The organism is Pseudomonas sp. RL_105y_Pfl2_101, assembly GCF_963970585.1.
Lineage (GTDB): Bacteria > Pseudomonadota > Gammaproteobacteria > Pseudomonadales > Pseudomonadaceae > Aquipseudomonas.
On sequence record NZ_CAXAPG010000007.1, the window covers coordinates 23,664 to 36,209 of the forward strand.

Here is a 12,546-nt window from a genome sequence, read left to right on the forward strand (position 1 = left end):
TCTCGATGGGTGTTGCCGCGTGCACGGGAAACCGCTCGAGAACCCTCCCAGGTACGCACTGCTAAGCGAATAGCATAGTAAACGCTGGATTATTTTGCCTTGGCGATCTCCGTTTCGAGGTCCCGCTCCAGTTCGGTCATGGCGCGGTCAAGGGCGTCGATGCAATCGCTGAGTCGCTCAGGTGCCTGCGCCTGGTGACATGCGCGCTCCAGCGCCTCGCACCGCTGGATCAGCGACGTCGCCTGGACGATGCGGGCGACGCCTTTTATCTTGTGCGCCGTTTCGCTCAGCGCTTGGCGGTTTGCGCCGCGGGCGACATCGAGTAACTCTTGGCGGTCCGAGCGGCTGCTGCTGAGTAATTCAGCCAGCAGGCGCCGGTTGGATGACGGGTCGCCACCGGTCAATGCCTGCAGGCTTTGTATGCTGAAAGCCGCTGTTCTGCCGGCGGGTTTGACGGCCTTGATCCATTGGCTCAAGGCGCTCAGGCTGATTGGCTTGAACAGGCAATCGTCCATCCCAGCGTCCTGGCAGCGTTGTTTTTCCTCCGGTTGGGCATTGGCAGTGAACCCCAGGAGGGTGCAGGGCGGTCGTTGCTGCTCGGACTCCTCGCGACGAATCGACCGGGCCAGTTCGTAGCCGTTCATGATGGGCATGTTGCAATCGGCGATGACCAGATCGAAATGGTGCTTTTGCCAGACCTCGAGCCCGTGGGCACCATCATGGGCGACCTGGTAGTGATGGCCCAGGTATTCCAACTGCTGCGACATCAGCAGGCGGTTGGCGGGATGATCGTCCACGATCAGGATGTTCAGGGTGGCCTGAGCCGTCTCGATGACCGGTTCAGGTGGGGGGCGAACCGGCTCCGTCGACAGGACGGTCAGTTGCAGGCGGACCTGGACCTGGGTGCCGACGCCGGGTTGGCTGCTCATGTGCAGGCTACCGCCCATCATCCGGCACAGGTTGCGACTGATCACCAACCCCAACCCCGCGCCGTTGCGGGCCATCCGACTGGTGTTATCGACTTGGGCAAAAGGCTCGAACAAACGTTGCAGGTCTGCCGGACCAATACCGATGCCGCTGTCATTGACCTCCAGGTGCATTTGCAAGACGTCGTCCCGGTCGGTTGGAGACAGCCGGACCTTGATCGCCACGTGGCCCTGCTCGGTAAATTTGAGCGCATTGCTGATCAGGTTCGACAGCACCTGCTTGAATCGCAACGGGTCCATCAACGCGTCGGGGTTGCCCTCGGCGGCGTCGAATTGCAGGGACAGCGCCAGGTTTTTCTGCCGGGCCACGCCCTCGAATACCCGTATGACCGATTGCAGCAGGGTCTTGAGATTGACTCGCTCGGGGGTCAGGCTCAGGTGGCCGGATTCGATACGGGCGATGTCCAGGATGTCGCCTATCAGCTCGAGCATACCGGAGGCCGACTCGTAGGCGACTTCGATGGTCGAGCGGTCCACGTGGCCTTTGTCTGCGTGTTTCAGGGCCAACTCAAGCATGCCAATCACCGCGTTCATGGGGGTGCGGATTTCATGGCTCATGGTTGCCAGGAATGTGCTTTTGGCGCGGTTCGCGTCATCGGCCTGTTGCTTGGACGCACGCAGTTCCTCGAACAGCTGGCGCCGCTCACTGATGTCGATCCAGCCGCCAATGATGCCTTGCACTTCGGCGGCGGAGTTTCGGTAGGGGAGGATCCAGTGATAGATCGTCAGTTTCCTGTCCTTGATGTGCAGAGGGCGATCCATGATCAGGGCGGTGCCTTCAGCCATGACGCGTTGGTAGTCCGCCTGGTACTCCTGGGCTTCGAAGGCGTTGCTCATGGAAGCTGGCATCAGGTTCTTGCCAATGACGTCTTCACGTTTGGCGTCGAACGTTTGCAGGTAACTGTCGTTGCAGCTTTGCAGGACGCCGTTGCGATCCCTCACGTAGATGGGGTGGGGGGTGCCGTTGAGCAGCGAATGCATGAATTCGAGCTGATCATTGAGGGCCAGTTCCGCCCGTTGGCGTTGCCTGATCTGGTGTTGCATGTAGGCGTTCCACGCCAGGGAAAATAGCAGCAACAGGCCAACGCCCACGCCGATCTGGAGGAACAGGCGGTTGTAGGTGCGCCAGGTATGTTCCGAGGGTGAGACGTAACCGCGCCAGCGGTTGTTGATGACGCCCAGTTCGTCGGGATCGATGCTGGTCAGGGCTTTGTCAAGGATGGCGTTCAACGTTGTGGCGTTTTTTGCCGTAGCCAGCGCGAACATGGCCTGTCGGGTGCCCACTGTGCTGCTGATTTGCAACCTGTCGCGCCACGCATAGGAAGAGATGAAGTAGTTGGCCATTACTTGCGAGTGCACGCTGCCGTCGACCTGGCCATGGGCGAGCATTTCCACGGCGCGCAAGGGGCCGTCCGTTTCGATGATCCGAATGTTCGGGTACTGGCTGCTTATCCATTCAATGATCGGGTTGCCTTTGGAGATTGCCAGGCTGGCGTGGCTGAACTGATCGAGTGTCGTGGGCGTACCGGACTGTTTGCGGGTCAGCAGGACGAACGAGCTGTCGATGTAGGGGCGGCTGAACTTCAACTGGAGTTGTCGTTCGCTGCTGGGCAAAAGCGCAGCGATCATGTCGGCTTGATCGTTCAGGACCGCAGCGATCATTTCGCTGTCGTTCTGGCGACGCTGGATGTCCAGGCGTAGGCCGGTGCGCAGCCGAATCAGCTCCAGCAGGTCGGCACTGATGCCGCGAAAATCACCATCGGCATCGAAGAAGGTGAAGGGCGCGGAGGTGTCGTTCACCACCACCCGGACTACCGGATGCCGGGCCAGCCAGCGTTGCTCGCGGTCGGTCAGCTGTATCCTGTGGTCCGTGAGGTACAAGTCGCTGCCTGCACTCCAGCGCTTGGAGATGGCGGCTTGCTCGGCAATGGAAACCTGGTTCAGCGTAGCGTTGATCACCTCCAGCAAACGGGTATCGCTACGTCGTACGGCGAAGCCGAAACCATGGGATTCGTGTTTGCCGAAGCTGGCCATGCGGATATTGCTCAAGTAGCCCTTATTGATCATGTAGTGGGTGGAAAGGGTATCGCCGAGAAATACGTCGGCCTGGCCGAAGGCGACGGCGTTGATGGCGTTCTGGTAGGACGGGTAGGTGGTGATGAGTGCCTTGGGGTAGAGTTGTTCAATTTCCCGTAGCGGCAGATAGTGATAGACCATGCTCAGCCGCAACCCCTCGAGATCGTCAGTCAGGGATCGGTTTTCATTCGTTCGGGTGACGAGAACGGGTTGGTCCACTGCGTACGGCGTGGACAGCACAATGTCGGGGTTGCGCGCTTCGAAACCGTTGGCGGTGCCAAGCATGTCGATTTGCCCATGCTTGAGTGCGGCCATGGCCGCCTCGCGGGAACCGAAGCGCAGGACGCTTATGGGCAGGCCGGTGGCCTTGGCGATGATGTCGGCATAATCGGCTGTCAGGCCTTCGTAGTCGCGTCCGCTGGTAGAGAGATCGAAGGGCGGGTAATCCGGGGCGGACGTTCCCAGGACCAGCGCTTGCCGATCCTGTAGCCAGGCGCGGTAAACATCATCCAGCTTGACCTCGGTGTGGGCCGTGGACGAACGCCCCAGCAGCGTGTATTGCTCGGGCGCATCCGGTGCCGCCGTGAGCACTCCTGTATATAACGCCGCGCTGATCAGCAGGAGATATTCGGTTATGCGTCTGAGCATCCTGTTTTTTCTCACACCAGCGCGTTGCGCTTCGCCATTTCAATCAGCTCGACCAAGGACTTGACCTTGAGTTTCTGCATCAGCCGTTTCTTATAAGTACTGACGGTCTTATTGCTCAGAAACATTCCCTTGGCTATTTCCTTGTTGGTACGGCCCTGGGCAAAAAGTTGCAGCACCATCAGTTCCCGATCATTGACGCTTTTGAAAAGGTCCAGCTCGACACTGCGTGGATCATCCGCACGTACCGGATTCAGCGCCTGGCTGGGAAAGTAGTTATAGCCGGACAATACTGCTTTGATTGCGCTGACAAGTTCGCTGAGGTCTTCCTGTTTACACACATACCCAGAGGCGCCGGACTGCATGCATCGAATGCCGAAGAGCGTCGGCGACTGGGCCGTGAGCACCAGCGTTTTGAGCGGAGTGGTCATGGCGTTGAAGCGCGAGAGGATTTCCAGCCCGTCGAGTTTGGGAATACTGATGTCCAGGATAACCAGGTCTGGCATGCATTCGCGCACCATTTGCATCGCGTCGACGCCGTTGTCAGTTTCTCCTACGACCTTATAGCCCTCATGCTCCAGAAGCATGCGAACGGCGAGGCGGATGACCGGATGATCGTCGACAATGAAAACGGAGTTCATGAATAAATTACCCTGCGAACTTGAATAAAGCGCGCACCTTAGCCCACTTACAACCAGGGCCGTATGAAGAGACGGGCATGCAACTTCAATTTCAGAAGTTTCCTACAAAAAAAGAGGCAAGATATTACGGTGTAATTGGTTTTTTAGTAGGCTGATGAAATAGGACGGGAGGGTTGTTGGCCCTTTGTGAAAGGATATTTCTTTCGGCGAGACGTTTATTCAAACAAGTGGCGCGCGGGTTTGTTCAATAGTGCGTACAAGTTTTACGCTGTGAAACTTGTACGTTGGCCCCACTGTGGGAGCGGGCTTGCTCGCGAAGGCGCAGGCTCATTCAACATCGCCGCAGCCTGATCCGCCGATTTCGCGAGCAAGCCCGCTCCCACAGGTTTTTTCCCCAGGCAGAGCCCACACCGCTCATTGGCGCGTGCGGCCGGTCATCTCTTGGGCCATTTCGCTGGCGTAGCTGTCAGTCATCCCGGCGATGAAATCGATCATTCGCAGAAAAGCGCTATGCAAAGGGCCGTTGGGATCCGGCGCGTTGTTCCCCAGCAGGTCGAGAATGCGGCGATTCTTGAACGAAGGCGAGCGCCCCCCATGTTGTTCAAGGGCGGCTCCGCAAAATCCGTTGAGCAGGATTTCCAGCGTGGTGTAGGCACCGATTTCATGGAGGGTCTTGCGCTTGTCCTGGAAAATTTTCCGGCGCGCCATGTCCTTGGCATTCAACACGCAGCGTTTTGCCGGGCCGTGCATATGCTCCACCAGATCCCCTGGCAATGTGCCGGCAAGCAACGCATCCTGCTGTTCGACAAAGGCCCGGGCGGCGGCGTTGGTCAGGTGTTCGATGGCCTTGCCCCGCAGAATCGCCAGTTTGCGTCGCCGCGAGTCCAGCGGCCCTAGTTGCCGGTAGGTGTCCGGAAGATCATCGCCCACTAGGTCCAGGAGCAGCGATTCCACCTGGGGGTATTCCAGGAGATCCATCTCCACGCCGTCTTCCAGGTCGATCAGCGCGTAGCAGATGTCATCGGCGGCTTCCATCAGGTACACCAAGGGATGCCGTGCCCAGCGTTGATCCTCGATCTGTGGCAAACCGAGCTTGTGGGCAATCTGCTCCAACAGCGGCAGTTCGCTCTGGTAGCAACCGAATTTGTGTTTCTTGTAGCCCAGCGAGTCTGCGTGGCGGGCCGTCCAGGGGTATTTCAAATAGGTGCCGAGGGTGGCGTAGGTCAGCCGCGTTCCGCCGTCGAACTGATGGTATTCAAGTTGGGTGAGGACGCGGAATCCTTGGGCGTTGCCTTCGAAGTTGAGGAAGTCGTTGCGCTCGACTTCGCTCATTGCATCGAGCCAACCACGGCCAGCGGCCTGCTGGAACCAATAGCGGATAGCATCCTCGCCGGAGTGACCGAACGGCGGGTTGCCAATGTCGTGGGCCAGGCAGGCCGATTGCACCACCATGCCCAGGTCGCTTGGCTCACACCAGTCAGGCAGGGCATTGCGGATGGTTTCTCCCACGCGCATGCCCAGGGAACGCCCGACGCAGCTGACTTCCAGGGAATGGGTCAGGCGCGTATGGATGTGGTCGTTGCTGGAGACCGGATGCACTTGTGTCTTGCGTCCGAGGCGGCGGAAGGCACCGGAAAAAATGATGCGGTCGTGGTCCTTGTGAAAAGGACTGCGGCCCAGTTCTTGCGGACTGTGCAGCGGTTTTCCGAGGCGTTCGCGAGTCAACAGTGTGTGCCAATCCAAGGCTGGTTGCTCCGTTTGATGATGTCGGTGCCCTAGCTTCCCGGTTCGTGGGTTGTCCTGCAAGGCTTATGCGGGTAGGCGCTGCCGAAGGCTGCGATCTTTTTGTTCAGTCAGGATTCAATTGGCTGGGGTAAGATCGCAGCCTCGTTGCACTCGACAGCGCCTACAGCGCCTGCGACGTCGCCACAGGGTGTCGGTCGTCAGGGTTTGCGCAGGTCCTTGGCCAGCTTGACCAACGGCAACAATGTCGTTGCCAGGCGGATCAGGCCAGTCAAGCCACCGCCCGCCCCATTGCGGGTCCGCTTGCCGGTGATGAAACCGAGCAGGGACACCGCCGCCACGCCCCACAGTGGCGCGTGCTTGATGCCGAAGCCTTCGTGCCAGCTTTGCGTCAAGCCGCGCACCCGGTGCAAGGGCTGTAGCAATTGGCGCGTTTCCTGACGGATTTCCTGGCGATGCATTTCCATGCGCAGGCGCACCAGCGCCTTGCGCATTTCCTGTCGTGTCTGGGCTTGAGGAATATCAGGCAGGCTCATGGCAACAGGCGCTCCCGGTCATTGGCCAGTTCTTCGAGGGTGGCATGGAAAGGAGAGGACTCGTCATAGATCGCTGCCTTGAGGCGAAGCCCGCAGAACAGCGCCGCCAGCAGATAAAACAGGCACAGGCCGATAATGCCGGCCAGGCGATAGGTGTCCCATACCAGGATCAGTACCAGCGCCGAAAGCCCGACCAACAGCAGCAGGCCGAACACCAGCGCAAGGCCGGCGAACAGCAGGAGGCTGACGGTGCGTGCCTTCTGTTCCTGTAACTCCATGCCGAACAATTCGACGTGGCTATGCAGCAAGCCAAGGAACGCCGCGCCCAGGCGGCGTGCTGTAGGTTGTGTGCCCGCTTCGGACGAGCCGGATTCGTCGATACCCATCATCAGCGCCGTGTCGCCAGCAGACCAATCAGAAAGCCAACGCCTGCGGCAATGCCCACGGATTGCCAAGGGTTGGCCTGTACATATTCTTCGGTGGCGACCACCGCGGCCTGGCCGCGTTCGCGCATGGAATCTTCCGTCAGCTTGAGCGTTTCGCGGGCGCGCAGGAGCGTTTCGTGAATCTGGCTGCGCAGTGCATCGGCTTGATCGCCTGCCAGCGTCGCGGTGTGATCGAGCAACCGTTCCGTGTCGCTGACCAGCGCCTGGAAATCTTCCATCAGGGTTTCTTGAGCAGTTTTTGCCTGGGTTCTGGCCATCGGTGAATCTCCGTAAGTGACATCTCAAACGTTCGAGTATGAGCCTTGCTGGAAGGTTCAGTACAAGTGACTGGTACAACTTTTGCTCAGGTTTTTGCCATGTACTGGTGCGTTAGCACTGTGCCAGTGCGCTGAAGCTGGGCGAAAGCCCGAAAAACCTTAACCCCAATAATCAAACCCCGCGAAGCACCTCCAGGCGGGATTTCGTTTTGACCGTTCTTGCGCACCAAAGCGGTTCGTTGGCCTGCGTGCGGCCAATGAGTCGTTTCAACTTGGTGCGTTCGCAAGGCGCGCGAACCGGCTTGGTGCTTTTTTCAACTTTTTCAGGTCTGCCAATCCCATGGAAAATACGCAAAGTGCCGTGGACAGTCTGGTCCACAGCTCCAACACGCTGTTCATCCTGCTCGGCGCTGTCATGGTCCTGGCCATGCATGCCGGCTTTGCGTTTCTTGAAGTGGGAACGGTCCGGCAAAAGAACCAAGTCAATGCGCTGTCGAAAATCCTCAGCGATTTCGCGGTCTCGACCCTGGCCTATTTCTTTATAGGCTATTGGATTGCCTACGGTGTGACCTTCCTGCAACCAGCGGCGGTGCTCAGCACCGATCATGGCTATAGCCTGGTGAAGTTCTTCTTCCTGCTGACCTTCGCCGCCGCGATCCCGGCGATCATTTCCGGCGGTATTGCCGAACGTGCTCGGTTCGCACCGCAGATGTGCGCCACGGTGCTGATCGTGGCGTTCGTCTATCCGTTTTTCGAAGGCATGGTCTGGAACGGCAATTTTGGCTTGCAGGCTTGGCTGCAAGCCCGGTTTGGCGCCAGCTTCCACGACTTCGCCGGCTCGGTGGTGGTGCATGCCATGGGCGGCTGGCTGGCGTTGGCTGCCGTGCTCTTGCTCGGCCCGCGTAACGGCCGCTACCGGGACGGTCGCCTGGTGGCGTTTGCGCCTTCGAGCATTCCATTCCTGGCCTTGGGTTCGTGGATCCTGATTGTCGGCTGGTTCGGTTTCAACGTGATGAGTGCCCAGACCTTGCCAGGGGTGAGCGGACTGGTGGCGGTCAATTCGTTGATGGCGATGGTGGGCGGTACCGTGGCGGCATTGATTATCGGACGCAATGACCCAGGCTTCCTGCATAACGGCCCGCTGGCCGGGCTGGTGGCGGTCTGTGCCGGTTCCGACCTGATGCACCCGGTCGGTGCGCTGGTCACGGGGGCCATTGCCGGTGCCTTGTTTGTCTGGTGCTTCACCGCGGCCCAAGGCAAGTGGAAGATCGACGATGTGCTCGGCGTCTGGCCGTTGCATGGGCTGTGCGGTGTCTGGGGCGGCATTGCTTGTGGCGTCTTTGGCCAGAGCGCCCTGGGCGGTCTGGGTGGGGTCAGCCTGATCAGCCAATTGATCGGCACGGCGCTGGGTGTTGTCGTCGCCCTGGCCGGCGGGTTTGTGGTCTATGGGATGATCAAGGCCGTGTTGGGGCTGCGCCTGACCCAGGAAGAGGAGTATTACGGCGCCGACCTGTCGATTCACAAGATCGGCGCCGTCAGCCAGGACTGAGCGTCGCACTAAGGCTCCCTGTCCTGGTTGCCAGGATAAAAGCCATGGAGCAGGCGATAGCGGTCGTGACGGACCTGATCCACATGATGCCGGACCTGCTGCTCGGGCAGGCCGAGCATGATCAGGGCGTGGGAAGCCAGCATCAGGCTCGACTCCAGCAGCTCCGGGACCACTTCGCTGGCCCCGGCAGCTTGCAGCTCGGCCAGTTGGCTGTCGTCACGGGTGCGTACCAGAATCGGTACCTGGTGGTTGACCTGTCGGGCTGCCCTGAGCACGCTAATGGCGATGTCGGTCTTGTCCACCGCGATCACCAGCAACCTTGCGCGGCTCAAGCCAATGGCCGCAAGCAGGTCACCTCGTCGCGAATCCCCATAATGCACGCAGTTTTCCCCGACGGTGGCTTCCTGGATGATCACCGGGTCGTCATCCAGGGCGATGAACACCTGGCCTTCGCGGCGCAGGAACCGCCCGATGGACTGGCCGACGCGCCCGTAGCCGCAGATGACCACATGACCCGACAAGTCGGCATTGAGTGCGCTGATCTGGTCCAGTTGCGCCTCTTCGTTGGGTTTGCGATGCAGGCGCGCGGCAATGCGTGGCGCCGCCCGCAGCAACAGGGGCGTCAATAGCATCGAGCAGAATGTCGCGGCCAGCAGCAGGCCGCTGATGTCGGCGGGCATGAGGCGGTTCTGCTGCATCAAGGCCATCAGGGCAAAACAAAATTCGCCGCCCTGAGCTAGCGCCAGGCCACTGCGCCAGGCGGTTTCAACGTCGCTGCCGCGCCATTTCACCAGGGCGGCAACCACGCAGCCCTTGATGAGCATCAGACCGAGGGTCATTCCCAGGATCAACAGGCCGTCATCGAGGAACAGCTGCAGGTCGATCAGCATGCCGATGCTGACGAAGAACAACCCCAGCAGGATGTCGCGGAACGGACGTATGTCGGCTTCGATCTGGTGCCGGTAGTGGCTTTCCCCCAGCAGCATGCCCGCCAGGAAAGCTCCCAGGGCCGGCGACAAGCCGAGCAGGTGGGTCAGCCATGCCGTCAGCAACACGATCACCAGGGCCAGCAGTACGAACAGTTCTGCCGACCGGGACGCCGCCACCTCATGGAACAGCCGCGGCAACAGCAGCCGGCTGGCCAGCAGCAGGCCACCGAATAAAACCAGGGTCTTGCCCAAGGTCAAGGGCAGCGCCCAGTACCACGGGTGGTCGCTGCTGCCGGCGAACACCGGCACCAGGGTCAACAACAGCACCGCGACAACGTCCTGGAACAACAACACCCCGATGGCGTTTTGGCCGTGGCTGCTGAAGATCTCTCCCAGGCTGGTCAACTCCTTGCTGACGATGGCAGTGGAGGACAAGGCCAGCCCGGCACCGAGCAACAACGCGGCGATCACAGGCGCGCCGCTCAATGCCAGCAATCCCGCCAGGACTGCCCCCGAGCACAGCACTTGCAGGCTGCCGAGGCCGAACACGACCCGACGCAGTTCGAGCATTTTCGACAGGGAAAACTCCAGCCCCAACGAGAACAGCAGGAACACCACCCCGAGCTCGGCCAGGTCTGGCAGTTCTTTGCTGTCGTTGACCCAGTCCAGCGCGGTAGGCCCGACCGCCAGCCCGACGCAGAGATAACCCAATACGGGTGGCAGGCGCAGTCGCCTGAACAGGGCGATGACCACCAGGGACGAGGCAAGGATGATCAGCAGGTTGGCAAACAAGGGGAGCTCCGTTTCAAGGCTACAGTGCATAGCGTAGAGGGGAAAATGCGACAAGCGTCGCTGGAAAAGCATTGGCGTTCAGTGATTTGCATCAGCGTTTTACAGAAACACCTTGAAGTGAGCCAGCGACTCGACGGTTTCCCGGGTCGGGCCTAGAATGACCGTCTATCTTTTTTGGGTCTACACGCCATGCTTCCTGAATGCCAGTTGTTCGGCACCCTGGGGTGTCATCTATGCGAAGTTGCCGAAGGGGTGTTGATGCCTTTCGTCGAACATGGATTGTTGGTGGAACTGGTGGACATCGCCGAGAAGGAAGCCTTATTCGAAGCCTATGGGCGACGTATCCCGGTCCTGCGCAGGATCGATACGGGTGCGGAGCTGGACTGGCCTTTCGATGACTCCGACCAGATCGCTGCATTTCTGTGTTGACCCCTTTCCTCGCTTGTTTTCACGCGAGGCCATTGGCGAAAATCGCATTCTTCGGTTACTGTATGTTCATACAGTTATCTGGAGTGCGTCCCCTTGGTCAATGTCGAACAACTGAAAAGCAGCGTAAACAGGATGTCCGCGGACGTTGTACGCGAGGCAGTGCTGGAACTGCGCCTGGATGGCCTGGTTACCGAAGGCAAGACACCTTTCAATAAACTGCATTTCAACACCTGTTTTGCCGAGATCGAAGCGTTGTTCCAGCGTGCCGGTTATCACAAGCAGTTGGATGTGGTGGGTTACCAGGGCCTGCTGTACGCGCTGTACGATCCAGGTCGCTGGGAGGCGGTGGAAGTACTGCGCTGGTTGAAAGAGTTCACCGAAGCGGCGGCAAAATCGACGTCAGTCACCGCGTGAGCAATCATTGCTGGGCTGGCCTGTGCGACTGTCGGATAATACCGCCTCGCAAAAATGCCTAAGAGTTTTCAATGTCCGGTTCATCGTTTTCCGCCGCTCATCATCAGGCCAGTACGCTGTACCTGCCGCCCGGTTCCTGGCAGACGGTGCTGGAGTGCCTGTGCGAGCATTTCAGCACCATCAGTCGCGAGCAGTGGCTGGACCGGATCGCTCGGGGCCGGGTATTGGACGGGGAGGGCAAGGCCATCCAGGTCGACTTGCCATACCGCGAAGGTCTGCGCATCCACTATTTTCGTGAAGTGCCCGATGAAAAGCCGATCCCGGTGGTGGAGTCGATCCTGTATGCCGATGAGCACCTGGTGGTAGCAGACAAACCGCATTTTCTGCCTGTCACCCCTGCGGGCGAATACGTCGAGCAAACCTTGTTGCGACGGTTGATCCGACGGCTGGACAATCCTCATCTGGTGCCCCTGCACCGCATCGACCGGCATACGGCTGGGCTGGTGTTGTTTTCGGCCAACCCGAACACCCGCTCGGCGTATCAGTCGTTGTTCCCGACGCGGCAGATCGAAAAACGCTACCAGGCCATTGCCCGCGCGTTGCCTGGACTGACCTTTCCGCGGGTGCATAAAAGCCGGATGATCGATGGCGAACCGTTTTTTCGAATGCAGGAAGGCCCCGGCGAGCCTAATACCGAAACGGCCATCGAAGTGCTGGAAAGCAACGGTGAGTTGTGGCGCTATGGCTTATATCCGGTTACGGGTAAGAAGCATCAGTTGCGGGTTCACATGAATGCCCTTGGGGCGGGGATCTGCAACGATCCATTTTATCCTGATGTGCTTCGGGATGTTGAGGATGACTACTCGAATCCTTTGAAGCTGCTGGCTCAAGGGTTGCGTTTTGTTGATCCGGTTACTGGTCAGGAGCGGGTGTTCGAGAGTGATATTGTGTTGCGGTGGTAGTTTTTTGTTCAGGGTTTGGTGTGTATGTCCACCGTTACCAAAAAAACGGATATACACCCAGAACCCAGAACCCAGAACCCAGCCCAAGCCCAAGCCCAAGCCCAAAAAAAACGGCGCCTCCCTCTTCAGGAAGCGCCGTTT

General features: G+C 59.3%; 11 protein-coding genes. 4 read left to right on the forward strand and 7 right to left on the reverse strand.

Annotated elements, in window-relative coordinates; translation table 11 throughout:
- Nucleotides 1-89 precede the first annotated feature (89 nt).
- The 6 genes from AACY31_RS10550 to AACY31_RS10575 all read right to left on the reverse strand — a co-directional run bounded on the left by AACY31_RS10550 (nucleotide 90) and on the right by AACY31_RS10575 (nucleotide 7,330).
- Complete coding sequence (locus AACY31_RS10550) at nucleotides 90-3,710, reverse strand: transporter substrate-binding domain-containing protein (protein ID WP_339476561.1); 3,621 nt, start codon at nucleotides 3,708-3,710, stop codon at nucleotides 90-92.
- Nucleotides 3,711-3,721: 11 nt separating this feature from the next.
- Nucleotides 3,722-4,348, reverse strand: a complete 627-nt coding sequence (locus tag AACY31_RS10555) for a response regulator transcription factor (RefSeq protein ID WP_339476563.1) — start codon at nucleotides 4,346-4,348, stop codon at nucleotides 3,722-3,724.
- A 414-nt stretch (nucleotides 4,349-4,762) separates the two neighbouring features.
- A complete protein-coding gene (locus AACY31_RS10560; RefSeq protein ID WP_339476565.1) occupies nucleotides 4,763-6,091 on the reverse strand; it encodes a deoxyguanosinetriphosphate triphosphohydrolase in 1,329 nt (442 codons plus the stop codon).
- Between the two features lie 200 nt (nucleotides 6,092-6,291).
- Nucleotides 6,292-6,627: a hypothetical protein gene (locus tag AACY31_RS10565; protein ID WP_339476567.1), complete on the reverse strand. Its 336-nt coding sequence runs from the start codon at nucleotides 6,625-6,627 to the stop codon at nucleotides 6,292-6,294.
- A complete protein-coding gene (locus tag AACY31_RS10570; protein ID WP_003199439.1) occupies nucleotides 6,624-7,013 on the reverse strand; it encodes a phage holin family protein in 390 nt (129 codons plus the stop codon). The genes AACY31_RS10565 and AACY31_RS10570 overlap by 4 nt, the downstream gene beginning before the upstream one ends.
- Nucleotides 7,014-7,015: 2 nt before the next feature.
- A complete protein-coding gene (locus AACY31_RS10575) occupies nucleotides 7,016-7,330 on the reverse strand; it encodes a DUF883 family protein (protein WP_339476569.1) in 315 nt (104 codons plus the stop codon).
- 340 nt (nucleotides 7,331-7,670) lie between these two features.
- Here AACY31_RS10575 and AACY31_RS10580 point away from each other — a divergent pair, with 340 nt between their 5' ends.
- A complete protein-coding gene (locus AACY31_RS10580) occupies nucleotides 7,671-8,879 on the forward strand; it encodes an ammonium transporter (protein ID WP_339476570.1) in 1,209 nt (402 codons plus the stop codon).
- 8 nt (nucleotides 8,880-8,887) lie between these two features.
- Here AACY31_RS10580 and AACY31_RS10585 read toward each other — a convergent pair whose 3' ends face one another.
- Nucleotides 8,888-10,600 carry a cation:proton antiporter gene (locus tag AACY31_RS10585; protein ID WP_339476571.1) on the reverse strand — a complete coding sequence of 571 codons (1,713 nt, stop codon included), beginning with the start codon at nucleotides 10,598-10,600 and terminating at the stop codon, nucleotides 8,888-8,890.
- A gap of 189 nt (nucleotides 10,601-10,789) precedes the next feature.
- On the opposite strand from AACY31_RS10585, the gene AACY31_RS10590 reads away from it, so the two are divergent.
- The 3 genes from AACY31_RS10590 (at nucleotide 10,790) to AACY31_RS10600 (ending at nucleotide 12,405) form a co-directional block, all read left to right on the forward strand.
- Entirely contained in the window at nucleotides 10,790-11,029 is a 240-nt protein-coding gene (locus AACY31_RS10590) for a glutaredoxin family protein (protein ID WP_339476573.1), read from the forward strand.
- Nucleotides 11,030-11,122: 93 nt separating this feature from the next.
- Nucleotides 11,123-11,443 carry a hypothetical protein gene (locus AACY31_RS10595; RefSeq protein WP_003199451.1) on the forward strand — a complete coding sequence of 107 codons (321 nt, stop codon included), beginning with the start codon at nucleotides 11,123-11,125 and terminating at the stop codon, nucleotides 11,441-11,443.
- 71 nt (nucleotides 11,444-11,514) lie between these two features.
- Nucleotides 11,515-12,405 (forward strand): pseudouridine synthase, encoded by an 891-nt coding sequence (locus AACY31_RS10600; RefSeq protein ID WP_339476576.1) that lies wholly within the window; start codon nucleotides 11,515-11,517, stop codon nucleotides 12,403-12,405.
- Nucleotides 12,406-12,546 lie beyond the last annotated feature (141 nt).